24 protein-coding genes are annotated in these 16,147 nt (G+C 56.0%); all 24 read right to left on the bottom strand.

The features are described 5' to 3' along the window. Positions 1-51: 51 nt before the first annotated feature. Positions 52-549, bottom strand: a complete 498-nt coding sequence (locus JQN66_RS02635) for a hypothetical protein (RefSeq protein WP_204676544.1) — start codon at positions 547-549, stop codon at positions 52-54. A gap of 65 nt (positions 550-614) precedes the next feature. Beyond that, positions 615-1,400, bottom strand: a complete 786-nt coding sequence (locus tag JQN66_RS02630; RefSeq protein WP_204676543.1) for a VG15 protein — start codon at positions 1,398-1,400, stop codon at positions 615-617. Then, positions 1,384-2,706: a phage portal protein gene (locus JQN66_RS02625; protein WP_204676542.1), complete on the bottom strand. Its 1,323-nt coding sequence runs from the start codon at positions 2,704-2,706 to the stop codon at positions 1,384-1,386. The genes JQN66_RS02630 and JQN66_RS02625 overlap by 17 nt, the downstream gene beginning before the upstream one ends. Continuing rightward, a complete protein-coding gene (locus JQN66_RS02620; protein ID WP_239464114.1) occupies positions 2,700-4,391 on the bottom strand; it encodes a terminase in 1,692 nt (563 codons plus the stop codon). The genes JQN66_RS02625 and JQN66_RS02620 overlap by 7 nt, the downstream gene beginning before the upstream one ends. Positions 4,392-4,461: 70 nt before the next feature. Beyond that, on the bottom strand, positions 4,462-4,827 hold the full coding sequence (locus JQN66_RS02615) for a P27 family phage terminase small subunit (protein ID WP_204676540.1): 366 nt from the start codon (positions 4,825-4,827) through the stop codon (positions 4,462-4,464). A gap of 36 nt (positions 4,828-4,863) precedes the next feature. Beyond that, complete coding sequence (locus tag JQN66_RS02610) at positions 4,864-5,343, bottom strand: bifunctional DNA primase/polymerase (protein WP_204676539.1); 480 nt, start codon at positions 5,341-5,343, stop codon at positions 4,864-4,866. Positions 5,344-5,606: 263 nt separating this feature from the next. Beyond that, positions 5,607-5,828, bottom strand: coding sequence for a DUF7302 family protein (locus tag JQN66_RS02605; protein ID WP_204676538.1), 222 nt, complete (start codon positions 5,826-5,828; stop codon positions 5,607-5,609). Between the two features lie 303 nt (positions 5,829-6,131). Continuing rightward, entirely contained in the window at positions 6,132-6,596 is a 465-nt protein-coding gene (locus JQN66_RS02600; RefSeq protein ID WP_204676537.1) for an HNH endonuclease signature motif containing protein, read from the bottom strand. A gap of 570 nt (positions 6,597-7,166) precedes the next feature. Next, a complete protein-coding gene (locus JQN66_RS02595) occupies positions 7,167-7,742 on the bottom strand; it encodes a hypothetical protein (protein WP_204676536.1) in 576 nt (191 codons plus the stop codon). Continuing rightward, positions 7,739-8,017 carry a hypothetical protein gene (locus JQN66_RS02590; protein WP_204676535.1) on the bottom strand — a complete coding sequence of 93 codons (279 nt, stop codon included), beginning with the start codon at positions 8,015-8,017 and terminating at the stop codon, positions 7,739-7,741. The genes JQN66_RS02595 and JQN66_RS02590 overlap by 4 nt, the downstream gene beginning before the upstream one ends. 458 nt (positions 8,018-8,475) lie before the next feature. After that, entirely contained in the window at positions 8,476-8,691 is a 216-nt protein-coding gene (locus tag JQN66_RS02585; protein WP_204676534.1) for a hypothetical protein, read from the bottom strand. Continuing rightward, complete coding sequence (locus JQN66_RS02580; RefSeq protein ID WP_204676533.1) at positions 8,688-8,873, bottom strand: hypothetical protein; 186 nt, start codon at positions 8,871-8,873, stop codon at positions 8,688-8,690. The genes JQN66_RS02585 and JQN66_RS02580 overlap by 4 nt, the downstream gene beginning before the upstream one ends. Positions 8,874-9,120: 247 nt before the next feature. Beyond that, positions 9,121-9,801 carry an FAD-dependent thymidylate synthase gene (gene thyX / locus JQN66_RS02575; RefSeq protein ID WP_204676532.1) on the bottom strand — a complete coding sequence of 227 codons (681 nt, stop codon included), beginning with the start codon at positions 9,799-9,801 and terminating at the stop codon, positions 9,121-9,123. A 97-nt stretch (positions 9,802-9,898) separates the two neighbouring features. After that, on the bottom strand, positions 9,899-10,279 hold the full coding sequence (locus tag JQN66_RS02570) for a RusA family crossover junction endodeoxyribonuclease (protein ID WP_204676531.1): 381 nt from the start codon (positions 10,277-10,279) through the stop codon (positions 9,899-9,901). Beyond that, positions 10,276-10,857: a hypothetical protein gene (locus tag JQN66_RS02565; protein ID WP_204676530.1), complete on the bottom strand. Its 582-nt coding sequence runs from the start codon at positions 10,855-10,857 to the stop codon at positions 10,276-10,278. Before JQN66_RS02565 ends, JQN66_RS02570 begins: the two co-directional genes overlap by 4 nt. After that, positions 10,854-11,306 (bottom strand): hypothetical protein, encoded by a 453-nt coding sequence (locus JQN66_RS02560; protein ID WP_204676529.1) that lies wholly within the window; start codon positions 11,304-11,306, stop codon positions 10,854-10,856. Before JQN66_RS02560 ends, JQN66_RS02565 begins: the two co-directional genes overlap by 4 nt. Beyond that, positions 11,303-12,136, bottom strand: coding sequence for a hypothetical protein (locus JQN66_RS02555; RefSeq protein WP_204676528.1), 834 nt, complete (start codon positions 12,134-12,136; stop codon positions 11,303-11,305). The genes JQN66_RS02560 and JQN66_RS02555 overlap by 4 nt, the downstream gene beginning before the upstream one ends. 4 nt (positions 12,137-12,140) lie before the next feature. After that, positions 12,141-12,485, bottom strand: a complete 345-nt coding sequence (locus tag JQN66_RS02550) for a hypothetical protein (RefSeq protein ID WP_204676527.1) — start codon at positions 12,483-12,485, stop codon at positions 12,141-12,143. Continuing rightward, positions 12,482-12,928, bottom strand: coding sequence for a DUF3310 domain-containing protein (locus JQN66_RS02545; protein WP_204676526.1), 447 nt, complete (start codon positions 12,926-12,928; stop codon positions 12,482-12,484). The genes JQN66_RS02550 and JQN66_RS02545 overlap by 4 nt, the downstream gene beginning before the upstream one ends. Positions 12,929-13,088: 160 nt before the next feature. Continuing rightward, on the bottom strand, positions 13,089-13,649 hold the full coding sequence (locus tag JQN66_RS02540) for a hypothetical protein (RefSeq protein WP_204676525.1): 561 nt from the start codon (positions 13,647-13,649) through the stop codon (positions 13,089-13,091). A 125-nt stretch (positions 13,650-13,774) separates the two neighbouring features. Next, positions 13,775-14,074, bottom strand: coding sequence for a hypothetical protein (locus JQN66_RS02535; protein ID WP_204676524.1), 300 nt, complete (start codon positions 14,072-14,074; stop codon positions 13,775-13,777). Positions 14,075-14,083: 9 nt separating this feature from the next. Further along, on the bottom strand, positions 14,084-14,587 hold the full coding sequence (locus JQN66_RS02530; protein ID WP_204676523.1) for a single-stranded DNA-binding protein: 504 nt from the start codon (positions 14,585-14,587) through the stop codon (positions 14,084-14,086). Next, a complete protein-coding gene (locus tag JQN66_RS02525; RefSeq protein WP_204676522.1) occupies positions 14,588-15,181 on the bottom strand; it encodes a hypothetical protein in 594 nt (197 codons plus the stop codon). Further along, positions 15,181-16,017, bottom strand: a complete 837-nt coding sequence (locus tag JQN66_RS02520) for a lambda exonuclease family protein (protein WP_204676521.1) — start codon at positions 16,015-16,017, stop codon at positions 15,181-15,183. The genes JQN66_RS02525 and JQN66_RS02520 overlap by 1 nt, the downstream gene beginning before the upstream one ends. Positions 16,018-16,147: the final 130 nt, after the last annotated feature.

Below are 16,147 nucleotides of genomic sequence, written 5' to 3'. Positions count from 1 at the left end.
TGGCCCTCCTATTGGTTTAAATGGAAAAGCACCGCCCGTCTTGGGAGGTGCTTAGTAGCGCTGCTTGAACATCTTTTCAGCGAACTTGTCTGGGTCATCGAGTCCATCCGGCTCAACCGTTGGATCACCGCCACCACGCAGGCGCGGCTTCGGCTGATTCGACGGCGGAGCCTTCGAACCGAACAACTTCATCAGTTCTTCGGCATCCTGAAGCATTTCTTCCTCAGTGGAACCGCTCAGACGCTTCACCAGCGACTCAGGCAGACCATGCTTCACGGCAACACGCAAACGCAGATTCTCAGCCTCCAGGGCCTCCGCACGCTGCGCCTTATCGCCGTTCTCGGCGTTCTTCGCCTCAGCAGCTTTCTTGGCTGCGCGAAGATTCTTGTTCTCGCTATTCAGCTTGGCGATCTTCGCCAAAGCTCGCTGCGAGTCAAAGCCGCCGTCTTCCTCAGTTTCGGTTTCTTCCTCAGTCTCAGCCTCCGGGGCTTCAACCTGTGGATCCTCAACCTCAGTTGCTTCAGGATTCTCGTTGACCTGCTCAGACATGATTGTTGCCCTCCTGGGGCTAGTAGTAATTTGGTGCACCACCAAGGGCGCGATACAGCCGAACCCTATTCGGATTCGGAAGACTTGTTTCGGATGGAAGCGGAGTCACGGAATTCCCCGTCACGGCGCATCCGCCACAACACGGTGTCTTGCGTGCGCACACCGTCTTCACGGTCCGCCTCACGAGCTGCCGAATCGTAGGAATCGATGAACTTCTGCTCTAAGTCGGTAGGTTTCCATTCGCCGTACACGATCTCAGCTGTGCAACCGCAATGCCGGTGATACCGCAAGCCTGAGCCGGCAACAGCCGAAGCTTTCTCAGCGGACCTATACACCGGGCCGCGACTAGCTAGCATCGCGCAAAACGCGCACGGGTTACCGTCTGTGACTCTCCGCCAGCCAATCGCGTTACTGTCCCCGGCTGTGGTGGCATCGATCATCATGCGCCCACCAGAGAGCACCTGACGGCGCAACAGGCCAGAGAACTTATTGAACCCATTGCCCATCGCCACATCAGCCGACGCGCCCTTACCGATGAAGTTCTTCACCTCATAAGGTCCGCCGACCAACGCAACAGAAGTCATCTCCTGCAACGGGAAAGCGATACGTTCAATCGGAGCCGACGCAACCCCTTCAGCTTCGCGGTAAGCCTCCACATACGCTTCAGTAAGATCTTGAGACTGCGAATGGTATCGGCGCAGAATTTCCAGTTGCGCCGCCAACCACACCGACTGCGAAGATAGTACGCGCTCCCAAATCGGCTTAGACGCACCAACAGCACGCACAGCTAACGCCAACTGCTGACGCTGGTTAGAAGCCGTCAGCGCCGCCCCCTCAGCCGTTAGCGCCATTGTCAGCCTGCGAGCGTAGAGCCGAAGCGATCTGGTCATCAGCAGAAGGGTTGTCCTTCTTGTACTGCAACCACATCTTCGCCTCATCAACAGTGACGTTCGGGATCTTGTCCCAAAGCATCTCCACTGGAACCCCGAGCATCGTGGCCATCTTGCCCAGCGCGTCAGCCGCCTGAGACATGGAACGAGACTCAAGATCAGCCCATTGAATCGTTAGCGAGAAATCAGCAGCATCGCGCTCACGACCCTCAATGTGCGCCGCCAGACGCAACGACTGGCAATGAGAATCACCGAAGCCGAGCTTCCGCTCACCAGCTTTCAAATCAAGCATGGCGCGAGCTTCAGTAATCGCATCCGCAGACAAGTTGATCATCTGCCCAGTCAAAGCATGCGCGGGAGTCTGTGAAACCGCAGCCAGCGTCTCAATGTCAGCCTTGTGCGAGTTGATGAACCCATCCAACGGGGTTTCCGGCAACGAACCGAACTGCGTATCACCTTCGCCAACAAGAATGTCATTCTGACGCAAGATCATCTTCGCTCGCTCAGCCTCAGCCTGATCAGCTGGACGATCAATGTTCGTCGCCGTGCGAACCTTCCACGAGTTGAAATGCTGCGTCAACATCCGATCATAGGCCGTCTTATTGATACGACGAGCCACATCAATGAACGGCTCAACCTCACCAGGAGTGCGGCCTTCTAGATCGATCTGGTTCGAGTAGCGGACCGCAGGAGTCACACCAACGTCGTGAATATCGTGAGTGACATACTCAAGCCCACGATCACCCTGCAACAGCGTGTATTTCGCAACCTCGTCCAACACGTAAACGAACTTGTCCCGCTTCCACACCGCATACGACGGGTACTCATCCACCGCAGGATCCTGATAAGAGCAGTACATGTCACGCGGCGAATAACCACGCATCACAGCACCAGTATCCCCAGGCAACACCAAGTTATAGGCGTACCCATACCCCAGCGCAGCACGATGAATCGCACGCTGACGCGACGAGAAACGATTACGCTGCCACGGCCCCCACATCGGCGAAGAATCCTCAACCTCAGTAGAACGCACCGACTCACACACCAGCTGCTGCGCCACCGTAGTCACCACCAACGACAACCACGGAGTCTCAGACAACTGACGCAACGCCTTATGCTCAGTCGAAGCATACGACGGAAGATCAATAGCCTCAGGCTTCCAACGCAACCAACCATCAATACGGTCCAGCTCGTTACGTTCCTGAGACTGCGCGGGAAGCAGAACCTCCGTCGCGAGCGTCCTCACAGCCTCTTTCGACATCACCATATGCGCCCGCCTCCCTTCTTCTGTTGCGTCAGCACGAGCCGGCGAACCATCCGCGCACCAACCATGCAAATAGCTAGATCGATCTTGTTTTTCGACTCGCGAGAGTCCTTAGAAATGGAAACGAAACCCTGCACCGGATAACGACGAGAATTCAGCACATGCCGACGCAAACGAGCATCTCCGTCATGAGTGAACGACGCTGACTTGATCTCTTCGAGCGTGTACGCGACAGCGTTAGCGAACTGCTTAGCGTTATCCCGCGCCGACATATCAAACATGCACGAATGAGAGTGCTTCGACTTCGACCCGGCCGACCCAGAAGCCCACACCCGGTATTGACGCCGATAACGCATGTCCCACTCTGTGAACAACGGATCCCAATAACGGTCCATCGTCTCGTCGTCCAAAGTGTGCGACGGGTCCCCAAAGAAACCCACAACCCGGTAACGGTCATGCATCTCAGTGACCTTCGCGTCCACTTCCTCACGCGGAGCCAACCAACCATCACCGCGCTTACCAGGAGGGCGCTGCCACATCTGAACAGTGAACACATGCCCGTCAGACAGCCGGCAACCCATCAATGCCGTAGCATCATCAGACTTCGAACAGTCCAAGAACAACGTGACTTCCTCGCCCGGCTCCATCACCATTTCAGGATCAGCAAGAGGATCCCACTCAGCAGGCTCAGTCCACGAATCCTCAGCAGCGGTGATCTGGTTGTACCACTTACGACGCGACTCAGAAGGCGTGTTCGTCGGATTCGCGATGGACTTTTTGATTCGCCCCTCAGCATCAAGCCACACCGCGTCGCCACGAACAGCGCGGACAACACCCGGCGCAGCATCCAACGTCAGCGGAGCCTTCTCAGGGGCCTCCAACGAGTCATACATCAAACCGAACTCATTGAACTGCGCCTCATCGCCCACAGTGGACTCATATGCTTCGCGGGCACGCTGCCCGACCGAATCTTCTCCCGGACGATACGCGTTGCAAATATCAAGGATGCGTGCCGGCGAATCCTTCGCGGACTTCGCAGCGTTACCCTCAATCGCACCAGCCATGTCATGGCCACCGTTAGAAGAGTTCCAGTTCTGCGTCTCGTTACGAACAATCAGCGTCGGACGACCACCCTCAATAGCCATCACCGAGTTCGTGACAGCCTCAATCTGCCGCTCATCACCCATAGCCCACACGTTGCGCTTACCAATCTGGATCCCATAACGCTGACGCGCCTCGGGCGAAACCAAAGAAGGAAACAGCTTCATCGTGTTCTGCGTCTGCAACTGCGAAACAGCCAACAACTGAACCCAAGCATTCGGATTATCCCGGCCAACAGGCCTGTCTCCCTCCCAGTGATCAAACACTGTCGGAGCGCACAAGGAGCCAATGGCCAACGTCGCCGCGACAGGATCCTTGCCCCAGCCCTTCAAACGCTGAAGAACTGCTGAGTGATAAAGGAAATCGCCATTCGATTCCAACGCGAAGAACCAGATCAGGAAGCGCGCCTGCTCAGCAGTAAACTTCCAAGGGCCACCATTTTTCGCACGCAACCAGCGACCGCACCACGCCATGAAATCCCAACCAAGCGAAGCCTGAGGCAACACCCAACCGTTATCCCACTGCCACGTCGGACCAATTCGCACCGGCTCCCACTCAAGATCAGAAGGAGGTGCAGTATTCTCCAAAAAATGCCGATACCAACGCTTAATTTCCTCAAGCTCAGTATCGGCAGAAGTTATGAGAGCCGGACCCGCGCTACGCGCTCTGGCCATGAGGAATGGCCCAACGTGCATTAGCAGCATCGCGCTGCTGGTTGCCAGCAATGGAAGTAACGTTGCCCTCATCAGGAAGCTTCAACGAAGCCCACAAAGACTTCTTAGTGGCCCTATGCTGGCGAACTTCAGACACTAGTGGGTTAGCCACATCCTGCCCCTGAGAGCCGCGCACCATGAGTTCCGCGCCTTCCAGATCTTTCTCAAGCCGATCAATCAGATCAGACTCCCGGCAAATATCCTCAAGAATATCCAGCTCGTCAGTGCGAAGCTCGTAATTCTTGGTGACTTCCTTCCAGATCCGCTTGCCTTTAGCTTCCAGGCCACGGGGTGCAGAAACCTTCATCATGTCCTCCTGGGACGCTCTCGCGCCCACCAAGGGGCACTAAACGATGGAGGCAACAACCTCCGAAAGATCAGCCAGAACAGACGGCGAATCCTCAAACTTGTTGCCAGTGACGGCGATGTAACGGCCAGTGGAGTAGAACTCAACAGCAGTACCATTACGGCGAATGTTCCGGCCAGCCCCTTCCGGCAGAAGTCCGAAGATGTGAAGCCCCGTGCCGGACTGCGAAACTTCAATGAACGTCGGTGGGCACTGGTCAAGAATTCGGCGTGCCCAATCAGCGACAACACCGCCAGTAATGCAGTGATCCAAGTCGATGCAACCAACACCATCACCCAGGACATAACCCATGCTCACGCCAGCAGTAGAAGCGGATGCCTCGGCGAACGAAGACCACGTTTCAGCGTTGGTTGAAGAAGCTGAAAGCCCGGAGACGGTAACAGGCCGCTTAGTCGCGGTGCGGCGAATCCAACGGAGCTTTTCAGTCATTTCAGCAGGGAAAGCACCCGATTTAGCCATGCGGGAGACGCGTTTGCGGCACTTAGGCGAGCACGTTTTAGCGCCCTCCCGGTAGAGCTTCATGCTCTGACCGCACCCCTGGCAAGTCCGTGATTCCATGCTTCAATTCTAGCACGTGTCACACTTATTCCGCATGAATAAAGGGAAGTAAGCGAGCGTCAAAATCATCAATCAGCCGAACTGAGCATTATGATCAAGGAAACCTGAGGAACTGGTCAGAATGACCAAAAAAGCCAGAAGAAGCGCACGCAGAATCGGAATTGCTATCCAGCGGTTTGGTCAGATTGCTCAGGGGAGGCATCCCCCACCTGCTGGGTGTCGGCTTTGGTAGCCGTCTTTCGTCCGCGCTTTGGGGTGTCTTTGGTGCTCTCAACTGCTTCAGCGTTGCCGGTGTTGATGAGGTATGCGGCGGTTGCTGGGGTAACTTCGATGGTATCACCCTTGGTGTTGCCGCCGAGGTCTTTGTGTAGCTTAATGCTGGTCATCGGAGTGCTCCTGGGTGTTGTTCTTGGGGTCTGCGTTTGAGTTGTGCGTTGCGTTTGTTGCGTTCGCGTGTCTCTTGAGCTGTTTTGGCTCGGTGGCATGGTTCGGATAACCATTGCAGGTTGTCTAGCGTGTGGTTGTCGCCTTGGACAATGTGATCAGCGTCTGTGCCTTTGCCTGTGCATTGTGGGTGGTGGTGTTCGGCTTGGCATTGTCCGTTGGCTCTGCGTTTGACTTCGTTGCGGATGGTTGACCAGTTGCGGGGTAGGCGGAAGCGCCTGTCACTTGTTGACCAAGCCATAGCGTCACAGCCTGTCCATGTCGCTGTGGGTGAATAGCTCACGGCGTTTGGCCCTCACTGCATCTTCCGCCTCGCCGACGGTCAGGTACTGACCGCAGTAGATGTACTTACCCTCGTGGGCAAGCTGCGCCTGCCAGCGCTTGTCACCTTTGTGCCAGGTGACTCCGCGCATGCCGCTTGAAGTGTTGTTGGTTTGGGCACCTCTGCGGTGTTGCTGGTTCTGCTTGGCGTCTGCTAGTCGGAGGTGTGCTGGCTTGACGCATGCTTTGTTGTGGCAGATGTGGTCGATGAGTTGGCCCTCGGGTATGGTGCCGTGTGCGAGCGTGAAGGAGTATCGGTGCGCTGGGGTTAGTCGGTCTATCGACCAGAACTTTCCATACCCGGTACCGTCCTTGGATGCTGTCCAGTTCCAGCATTCGGTGGTCTTGTCTACTTTGGACCAGAAGCGTTGCTCTGCGGTGCGCGCCATTTGTTTCTCCTAGGTACACGAAAGCCCCCGACGTAGGAGAACGTCAGGGGCTTTCTGGCCTCGGGAGCTACCCGAGGATTCTATGTAGTTTTGTTGTTGCTACCCGCGTCAGTTGTCCGGTTCTGACGCGGGCGGCGTTGGTACGGTCGGCAGCCGTACCGCTCCCCCTTGGTTGGGTTGTGTAAGTTTGGTGCACCAGAGGCGGCCATGGGATGACCATGGCAGGGCGCGTGGTGCTGCTCTGGTGCACTCGTCAGTGCGCCGTTCAGAACTCCCTTGTTCAGAGCGTCAAGGGGTCCGGCAACCCGTGAGGGTCGTGCGCTACTCGGTCGTGAGCCGGCGAGGTCTTGCCTGGTAGCGCGTGCCCACGCTGCGTTTGGGGTCGCAGGTCTGGGCGGGGTTGTCGGTTCCGTAAGAGTGCGGCGGTCCGACTGGTGGTGCTGGCTTGTTCGCCCGGTTTGGCCAGCGTCCGGGGGTCGTACCTGTTTTGGGTACAAAAAAAGGAGCTTCCCGTGTGGGTTGCTCCTGTAAATTCCGACACTTCTGCCGGAGTGATACCAGATTAACACATTATTGGGCCAGTGCAACAATGAGCCATTTCATGTCTTTGTGCGCCCAGGTTGCTTGGCATGCTTGGCATGTGACTGTCCATTCGCTTGGGTGTCGTAGTTCGCGGTCTGGGCCTGTGTAGCAGTCGAGGTACAAACATGTTTCGCGTTCGTTGCCGAAGGTTGCCTGCTGACACGATGGGCAAACGATGTTATCGAGTCGCCGAAGTTTCTTTGGGCGCATGGTTGCTTCGATGCTTGTGATGAAGCGTTGGTATTGCTGTTCGAAGTAGTGTTGCCAGTCTGGTGGGTGGTCTCCTTTGCCGATGGTGTTGATGCAGGTTTCGAGTGTTGGTGCTGGTTGTCCGTATCTGTCGGTGTATGCGGTGCGGGCTTCGGTGGTGATGGTGTTGAGTAGGTCGAGTGCTTGGGCGTTGACGAGGATGCGTTGTTTGGTTCCGTTGCCTCCGCCTTCGTGTGTGCCGTGTGAGATGTGTTCTCGTAGTTCGGTGAGTAGTGCTTGTGCTTTGCCGATGCGTCCTGCGTGCATGGTTAGGTGCGGTTCGCAGAGCTGTTGTGCGAGTGAAGCTAAGCTCACTGCCCCTCCTGGATGGTGATGATGCGGTTGTATTCGAATCGAAACGTTTCTCGGTTGTCGATGGTGATTTGGACTGTGTTAGGGATTGCTCCGACGCGGTTTGTTGATTCGCAGATTGCGCGGTCTTCGATTAGCTCGCTGTCGTGTTCGATGTTGGTAATCATGCCGGTGAGTTCGCGTTTTGGGCTGAAGTCCATGTGGGGGAATCTGCGAACTTCGAGTGTCACGGTTTTGCCGATGTGTTGGCCTGAGAGTTCTTTGGCGGTGATGTTCATTTTTTGGCCTCTCTGCTTGATATGACATGGAAAATGGCTGGGTCGGTTTTGCAGGTGACGATGGTGAATGTGCCGCCTCGCCCTTTGCGTGCGTGCCATATGGCTTGTTTTAGTGCTTGGTCTCTGGTTCGATATTTGGCTTTCTGACCGCCCATGTGGTTATGGCAAAAACAGGCGCTCATGTCAGATCCTTGTTTTCGGGTTTACGTGGGTATGGCCTTGTTGAGGCTTTGGTGCAGGCGTATGCGAGTAGTGCGGTGAAGATGATGGCGGTGGCTACGACGCAGCAGATGATTGCGAGTGCGGGGCTCATGGTTGTTTCCTGTCTGGGTGGCGGTGTTCGAGGCCGGCTCGCACTCTTTCGAGTGCTTGGCGGTCGGTGGCTTGTGCGATGAGCATGGTGCCGAGCATGAGGCAGTGTGTGCCGTGCTGCGACTCTTCAATGCGGTAGATCATCTCTACAGCCCGCAACTTTCGCATTCGTGGGTGGTATCGAGGTCCTCGCAGACGACGCAATCTTGCTCGTTGGAGCCATCGGTTTCTTCCACTTTGGATAGGTCTTCACCGCATAAGGCACGGTCTGGGTCGGCGCAGTAGAGGTGGAAGATGTCTGGGTTGTTGCCGCTTTCGGTGTCGTTTAGGTTCAATTTTCGGTGCTCAAGCGTGGAGCTCATTTCCGTTCCTTTCGTTTGCGGGCTTGTAACTGACGGGTGTGGGCGATTTGGGTGAATCGTCGATTGTGGTAGGCGATCCACAGGCTCATGTTGTTGCTGCGGTTGGCCATCATGCGGTAGTAGCTTTCCCAGCGAATCGACCGTTTGATGGCTGCCCGGTATGTGCGGGAAGTGAAGTTCATTTGGTGTCTCCGTATCCGTGTTTTCCGTGGCCGTAGATTTCGGCGGGGGTTGGGCGGTCGGCCATGACTGCGAGTAGGTGGAGCATGGCGATGGATCCGGCTTTGGCTGTGGTGACGTCTTCTGGGTCGAACCGTGGGTCGCGGATGATAGCTGGAACTAGCTTTGTGATCCGTGTTGCGAGTTTTTCGACTTCCACATGCAACGCGTCCCGGTTGGTGCGTGCTGGGTGGCCTTGCGGACGGCGGGTCATACGATGGCCTGGCTTTCCTTGAACTGGTTCATCACGACTGGGTAGAGTTCGGTGAGTTTGTCGGCTACCTGATCTCCGACCAAAGCGATTTCGTGTTGTGGGTGTCCTTCGCCGATGGTGGAGCGCAGTTTCACGAAGTTCAGCCATGCGCGGAGGTTCATGGTGACGTACATGGTGGAGTAGATGTTCACTGGGAGAACCATGCGGGCAACTTCCTTGGCGATGCCGATTTTGAGCATGACTCGGTATGCCATCCATCCGATGCGTGACGCGAGTTTGATTACCTGTCGGCCTGCCCAATTTTTGAACCGGTTTGGGGTGAATTTGTAGTCGCCGGTTTTGCCGACCTGCACAACTTTCCGGTCAATATCGGGCACGTAGAAGATGGGTTCGAGTTCCTTGTATCGGCCGGATTCTTCGTTGATGCTGCTGATTCGGTGCTTGACGATTTGCCTGGATACGAAGATGGGCACTTCGAAGCGGAAAGTGAGTGTGCAGGATTCGAAGGGGGTTCCGTGGCCTTCGCGCATGAGGAAGCGGATGAGTCCTTGGGCTTCTGCGTCTCGGGTGTTGGTGCCGAGGGTTGAGACTCGGGCGGTTTGGACGATGGTTTGTTCGGTTCCCATGTGGTTGATGAGTTCGGTGGTCATGTGGGTTCGGAAGGTTGGTGCGGTCATGGTGTTGCCTTTCGGGTATGAGTAAAGCCCTCAGAATCGTTTCTAAGGGCTCAGAATTTGGGTTATGAGTATTTGGGCGCTTGGCACTCCGAAGCGCCTAGAGTGCGTTGCGTAGGCGTTCCCAGACGGCTTCCATCGGTTCGAACGTGAACACGATGCCAGGTTCGCCTTTCCCGCCGTACCTGTGGTCTGGTCCTTGCACATGATCGAAACTGTCATCGACCAACAGACCAGCCTCAACGAATCCGTCAACAACAGCCTTCGTCGTATCCGCCAAATTGTTAGGATCGAACCTTCCACGACGCGGCTTGAAAACATGCGCCACAATCCGCACAGGGGTTGGCATGGGGTCCATACCGCGAGCTGCCACGAAACCAGCGTGCCGCCATTGCTTCGTCAGGTTCGCTTTGGGCATGTGGTGGTAGCGCTTATTCGCTGATATGAAATCACACGGCGCTTTCACATAAATCTCGGTCATTTCTCTCCTTCGAATTCCCACGGGTATTCCGCAGGGCTCAGCGAATACTTCAACAGACCTTCATCGAGCAGGTAGGGCCCTAGCCATTCATCGAACTGGGTTGCCCGGATGCCCCACGTTTTGCGGGCGTTGTCGATACGTTCACGCAAGTGGTCTGCGAGCTGCATGATGGTTGGTTTGCGGACCGCTTTGCCGTGGAGGTCGCCGGCGCTGTAACAGCATTGGCCGGCTTGATTGCCTGCCAGTTGGGCTTTGATCATTCGTGCATAGGCTGTGACGTGATTTGCTGTCAGACCCATTGCGGTGCAGGTCCAACCGCGTCCAACGTCGAACAGCCCATGGTTGACGCTGAGATGCATCCAGGTTGTTTGCTCTTGCCCGCAGTAGACGCAGTGCACTGGGTATTGCGGGTCAAGGGTTGGTGCTGGGACGGTGGTTGGTGCGCCCATGAGCATGATGTGGTCGCGTATTGCTTTGTGTTCGGGTGGTTCAGGTGGCCGGCGTGCTGTTGGTAGCTGGCGCGTTGGTTGTGGCGCTTCGAGCAGGTCGAAGATGTCGAGTTGCCCCTCGATGCTCATTGCTCGCCTCCATGAGTAAAGCCACCCTCGTTGAGAGTGGCTTGCATGTGCTTGGGTGGGTCCGCTTTGATTCCGCGTGCGATGAGGTCGTGGTATCGATCCTCAGCACCTTGCCTCATGAGTCGATCCCATTCCTCTGGGTTGCGTTGTCTCCAGCTCATCGGATTGGGAACCTTATTGCGCGGTGGCTCCAAGGCACGCTTCCGAGCAACCTCGCGCTCGTATTCCTCATTGATGATCCGCCGCACCGATGCGGGGTCAATCGTCGGATGCTCTTTGCCGTTGATGCGTGGGCGCTCGTAGTACACCTGAATCGCTGCGACTACTTCGGCTGCTTCTCGGTGCCCAACGGTGCGCCCCCAAAGTTGGGCGTTGGGTGCGGTCATTTGGACTCGTGGGTCGATGCCGTTGGCGAAGGTTACGCAGGCGCGTAGTTCTTCGGGTGTCATTGTGTTAGCTCTCTTCCTGCCCATGGGTCGATAGTGGTTGGGTTGTAGCCGGCCATTGCGTCGAAGCCTGAACGCATTCGCTCAGTCTGTCGGCTGCCATTTTGCGGTGTGCTGGCTTGGAGGCGCATCGTGTCGAACTTTTCTCGGAGTTTCTTGGCGTTGAGGATATGGGTTTTCCAAAAGCTATTGCTGGTGGCCCAGTCGATCGCCTGATGTACTTCCTCCACGGTGCGCTTGTCGCTGTCTACGAGTAGGCGCATTGCATCAAGGTTGGTTTTGGTGCGGTTTGGTTTGCGGGCTCCGTTGGCGATTATCTGATGGTCGAGGTGGTCGAGGAGTTCCAAGATTTCCGGGCGAACAGGCGCGTCAGCGACTTTCGCTTTATCTTTTAACTCTGTCTCTGTCTCTGTCTCTGTCTCTGCTACGTTTTCGCTAGGCGGTTCGCTTAGCGATTCGCTAGCGGTTTGCTTAGCGTTTCGCTTTTTTGCGATGCCTCCGCGCCGTCCGTTCTCAGCATTGGCGCGGGATCTAGCGGTTATCTCTGCTTTCGTTTCGTTCATGTCCGCGTAGCCGTGCAAAGTGTAGGAACCGTCCTCGTTTTCGATGAGTGATGGTGTTTCAGGGTCGTTCGCTAAGAGTTCGCTAAGCGACTCGCTACCGAGTCGCTTAGCGATTTGCTTAGGGATTCGTCCGTCTGTCATGTGCTTGCGGGCGTAGAGGATCATCTCGATGTGAGCCCTGAATGCGGCATCGGATAGCACGATGATTTTGGGGTGATCTGCGTAGTCCAGATCGAGTCGTGCGAACAGTCGCGTATCCTTGCGTGCCACTGGTTTACTCCTTTGTTGCTTCTTGGATGATTCGGTACAGGGTGGTTTCGTTGTCGTGTTCGTAGTCGGCTAGAGCGTCGGTGTAGAGCTCGTCTTCTGGCATGACTTCCGCACCGTGGTACATGAGGTTGGGTTTCGTGGTGCGCCGGTAGTGGATGTCATGGCACGTCGCCAACGCTTCGGTGATCTGCGCGCAGGATAGTGGTGCGCCGATGTAGGTGGTGACGATGGTGTTGATGAGGAACGATTCCTCATGATTCGGGTATTGCCCGTACGCCAGATATGCGTCCATGAGCGCCACAACAGCACCGTCATGGTCACGCTTCACTGCTACCTGATACGTGGTCATTTGTTCTGCTCCAGTCGGTTGATTTCGTCGGTGATGTACCAGATGGCCTTTTTCAGGTCTTCGATCTGTTTGGTGTCGTCTTTGATGCCGGCACGCCACAAGTATTTGATGGCGTTGCCGATGTTGAAGTTGCGGTGCCTGGTGATTTCGATGCACTCAATACCGCTGGGATCGCTTGTGTAGTGTGATGGGTGGTTCACGGGATCTGGATCGGCACTGTCGGTGTTTGCGCTGATTGTTGCTGGCCATGGTCCGTGGATTTCTTCGGGTCGGATGATTCGTGCGCCCGACCGGTATCGGAGACGTGGGCCAGTGCCTAGGGGTGTGATGCCCTTTTGGATTGGTTCGTCTACGAGTAATACTTCGCTGATGGTGCAGGCGACTCGTTCGGCTCCGGTATGCGAGTCAACAATCACGTGATCGCCTACGTTGTATGTGCTCATTTGGTTCTTCCTATTGCTGTGTTGGCTGTGTGATCAGCCCACGGGAGGTTGTTTGGGGTTGTCCGGGCTTGTTCGTCACGGATCTTGTGGCAAATACAGTCCATGCTTCGACGGCACATGAAGTACGGTGCGGATCCACGACAGCACTTATCGCACTCGTTCATGCGGCTGCCCTACGCTCTCTGAGGCGTGCGTTCTGCTCGCTCCGGTGAAGTAGGTAAGCTTCTTCGCAAGCCAAATCAATGTCTTCACCGCGACGCTTGTGACGCGCCCATGCTGCATAGGTTCCGCACGGTTTGAGTTCGCGTGTGCGACGTGTTGGCCGTTTTTCAGCGAATGATTCCTTGCACTGGTCGCAGATCTTCTCTTTGCGTTTCACATGGTTCTTGTAGCCTGCGGGGGTTCCACATTTTGGTGCCGGGTGCGTGAGTAAAGGATCTGGGAAGTTCGTTTGTCCAAGTTCGATACGGTACGGCCGGCGTGCTGCGAAGTACGCGAGCAACGAGGCCTTGTTCTGCTCTACTGTTGGGCGTACACCGGTTCGGTCAAGTTCTGCTTTGTCTTTTTCTGCGTCTATCTGTGCTCGTCTGCAGCTGGTGCAGTGCCCGTGTCCGCCGTAGGTGACGGTTCCTGGGTATTCTTCGGGTGACCAGCCGTTGGGCCGTGTTGGTCGTTTGCAGGCTTGGCATGGCCGGATTTTCTCGTTGTTGGTTGGTTGCATGATGTTGTCCTTTGGTTGTTGTTTGGGGCTGGTTCCTCACCCCCAAGATGTGAAACCAGCCCCGTGTTTGTGCATGAAAAAAGCGCCGAGTTATAAGAAACTGGCGCTTGTGGAAAACTTGTTGATTACTTGATTAGCTCACGCAACCAATCCGGTGCAGGCGGGATACTCCTATACTCACTCTTGGCATTCAGGGCGTATCGGCAACGCGCTTCCAACTTTGAATGAGTACCATCCTTTTTGAGAATGGGGCCGCATACCTCCACCTGATATGGATCGCTAGTGTCGGACCACTTGATGATGATGCGGCTTGGAAGATATTCCTTGCCTTCGTGCGCGTATCCGACGACCGGCTGCGCTGGTACCCCCTCGATGTGGATTCCCCGGTAGTAGCTCGCTCTGGTTAAGTCCTTAGTGATATTCATGATTACTCCTTAGAATGGCGGTTCGTCGTTGCCGGGCTGTGGGTTGCCCCAGCCGCCACCGTTGCCCTGCGCCGGGTTCCCACCAGTGCTCCACGGGTCATTCGCGGGTGCGTTCCAACCACCACCCTGCTGAGGCTGTGCCTGCTGCGGTGGAGCCTGGAAACCACCACCATTGCCGTTGTTGTCGCGCTTCGGGATGATGTTCACGCCCCAAGCCGTAACCTCCAACGCAACACCCTTACCTGAGCCGTCCTTCTTGTCGTACTCCCGCTGGTAGAACTCGCCAGTGATCTTTACGCGAGTGCCCTTCTTCAGGAAGTTAGCGTAGAACTCGGCCAGCTCACCCCAGATCGCCACGTTGAACCAGTTCTCAGCAATCTTGTCCCAACCGCCCTGATCGTTCTTGCGGGACTTGGAATCGGCAATGCGGAAGTTCAGCACAGAACGTCCAGACTGGGTGGTACGCAGTTCCGCGTCAGCCGCCAGATTGCCAGTTGCTACGATCTCAGCCATTTACTTACCTTCTTCGTTGTTGTCTTCTCGTACGGTTGCGAGGATCTTCTGCGCGTCCTCAGCGCTGATCTTCTGCGGATGATCCCACTGAGCACCAACAATCTGCCCAGCATGTGCCAGCATCGCCGGGCCATCCCCCTGATAGCCGGCCTGCGCCAACGCGTTGGTGATCGCTTGCCACTGCGCCACCCACGGCTCAGTGACCGGCTCAGCCAGCAAGTCAACGTGATGCTGCTTGACCTTCTTCTGACTAATTCGAACCGGGATGGTGAACGGTGCGTCAATGTGCGACATGGCGATGACTTCAACACCGCCAACCTTTTCGCCGGCATAAATCACTTCGGGGTTGTTGACGAGCTTCACGAGCCGGCCAATCCACGCATCGGTTTCAGTGCCCCAACGGTAAGACAGCACACGCAACATTCCCTTGGATGGTTTCCAAGGCCTGCCGTCCATGCCGGCTAGGTCGATGATGACGGGCTTGTTTCGGTCGCCTGGTCGAACATTCTTGATGGTGGCTACGACGGGCGCGCCGGTCAGGTCTGAGGCGTTGAGCTGGTCACTCTTGGCAACGAGTGCTGCTGAAATGTCCATTAGAACGTGAACTCCGTTTCTTGGAAGTGGTCGATGCGTTCCACCGCTGGTTTGCCGGCGGTTGCTTCGAGGTATCGGCTGGTGATCTCTTGCGCGACGTATTCGAAGGCTCCGAGGGCTTTGGCGATGACGGTGAACCATTCGGGGTCTGGGTAGACGCGTTTGATGTATAGCGGCATGCCCCCGCAGTAGGACACGTAGTCAATCCAGAATCGTTCCGTGACGAACAAGCCGGTTTGCAACTGCGCCATGTTCTCGGCTGGGACTTCATCCCGCAGGAACACCTCAAGCTGCCGTTGCTGGGTGCGTGACTTGATCTCAATCAAACCGCGCTCCCCAACGAGCCCGTCTGGACTGTAGCCGAGTCGGAAGCCGGTGTCGTCATTGACGATGAACCCAACCTCGTCAACGGTGACACCCTGCTGTTTGGCGTACTCGTTGCGGGCATAAGGTTCATCCATGACACCGCGTTCCATTGCCCGGTTCATGACACTCGGTTCCACGTATCCGGTCAACCGTTCAGCGATCAGCTTCTTCATCAACGAATCAGCCGTATCCCCAGACGCAACCACAAGCTCAGTGACCGGATTATTCTTGGCCACGTCCACACGCTCACTGTGCGTCGTTTTCAGATCCCGGGTTTCACCATCCTTGTTAGGTTTCGACTGGCACGCCTGACCACTACCGGCACCGCAGTTTGGGCAGTCGTAATCGTGCGTGGACTTGTTCGCTTTCGTGATTAGCTGGCCGATAGTGGAAGCGGTAACTAAGCCTGCACGGGCCTCCAACCATTCGGGCGTGCCCTGCTCTAGCTGGTCATAGATCTTGATCGCCACAGTCGGCCTCCTGGTCGCTTTCGGGCATAAAAAATGACCCCGAGTTTTCGAGGTCTAAAGGTTCACAGCATCCACATGAACCGTCCGGTTCGCAATGCTGTTCGTAGGGGTGTGGGTAGCGGCTCATTGT

It is taken from the genome of Glutamicibacter protophormiae, from assembly GCF_016894325.1.
Classification (GTDB): Bacteria; Actinomycetota; Actinomycetes; order Actinomycetales; family Micrococcaceae; genus Glutamicibacter; species Glutamicibacter protophormiae.
This window is presented reverse-complemented; position numbering and strand designations above follow the sequence as displayed.

Bases quoted from the DNA above. Each gene is read 5' to 3' on its own strand.
- JQN66_RS02635 (WP_204676544.1), bottom strand. From the start codon at position 549: ATGTCTGAGCAGGTCAACGAGAATCCTGAAGCAACTGAGGTTGAGGAT.
- JQN66_RS02630 (WP_204676543.1), bottom strand. From the start codon at position 1,400: ATGGCGCTAACGGCTGAGGGGGCGGCGCTGACGGCTTCTAACCAGCGT.
- JQN66_RS02625 (WP_204676542.1), bottom strand. From the start codon at position 2,706: ATGGTGATGTCGAAAGAGGCTGTGAGGACGCTCGCGACGGAGGTTCTG.
- JQN66_RS02615 (WP_204676540.1), bottom strand. From the start codon at position 4,827: ATGATGAAGGTTTCTGCACCCCGTGGCCTGGAAGCTAAAGGCAAGCGG.
- JQN66_RS02610 (WP_204676539.1), bottom strand. From the start codon at position 5,343: ATGGCTAAATCGGGTGCTTTCCCTGCTGAAATGACTGAAAAGCTCCGT.
- JQN66_RS02605 (WP_204676538.1), bottom strand. From the start codon at position 5,828: ATGACCAGCATTAAGCTACACAAAGACCTCGGCGGCAACACCAAGGGT.
- JQN66_RS02600 (WP_204676537.1), bottom strand. From the start codon at position 6,596: ATGGCGCGCACCGCAGAGCAACGCTTCTGGTCCAAAGTAGACAAGACC.
- JQN66_RS02590 (WP_204676535.1), bottom strand. From the start codon at position 8,017: ATGAACATCACCGCCAAAGAACTCTCAGGCCAACACATCGGCAAAACC.
- JQN66_RS02585 (WP_204676534.1), bottom strand. From the start codon at position 8,691: ATGAGCTCCACGCTTGAGCACCGAAAATTGAACCTAAACGACACCGAA.
- JQN66_RS02580 (WP_204676533.1), bottom strand. From the start codon at position 8,873: ATGAACTTCACTTCCCGCACATACCGGGCAGCCATCAAACGGTCGATT.
- thyX (WP_204676532.1), bottom strand. From the start codon at position 9,801: ATGACCGCACCAACCTTCCGAACCCACATGACCACCGAACTCATCAAC.
- JQN66_RS02570 (WP_204676531.1), bottom strand. From the start codon at position 10,279: ATGACCGAGATTTATGTGAAAGCGCCGTGTGATTTCATATCAGCGAAT.
- JQN66_RS02565 (WP_204676530.1), bottom strand. From the start codon at position 10,857: ATGAGCATCGAGGGGCAACTCGACATCTTCGACCTGCTCGAAGCGCCA.
- JQN66_RS02560 (WP_204676529.1), bottom strand. From the start codon at position 11,306: ATGACACCCGAAGAACTACGCGCCTGCGTAACCTTCGCCAACGGCATC.
- JQN66_RS02550 (WP_204676527.1), bottom strand. From the start codon at position 12,485: ATGACCACGTATCAGGTAGCAGTGAAGCGTGACCATGACGGTGCTGTT.
- JQN66_RS02545 (WP_204676526.1), bottom strand. From the start codon at position 12,928: ATGAGCACATACAACGTAGGCGATCACGTGATTGTTGACTCGCATACC.
- JQN66_RS02540 (WP_204676525.1), bottom strand. From the start codon at position 13,649: ATGCAACCAACCAACAACGAGAAAATCCGGCCATGCCAAGCCTGCAAA.
- JQN66_RS02535 (WP_204676524.1), bottom strand. From the start codon at position 14,074: ATGAATATCACTAAGGACTTAACCAGAGCGAGCTACTACCGGGGAATC.
- JQN66_RS02530 (WP_204676523.1), bottom strand. From the start codon at position 14,587: ATGGCTGAGATCGTAGCAACTGGCAATCTGGCGGCTGACGCGGAACTG.
- JQN66_RS02525 (WP_204676522.1), bottom strand. From the start codon at position 15,181: ATGGACATTTCAGCAGCACTCGTTGCCAAGAGTGACCAGCTCAACGCC.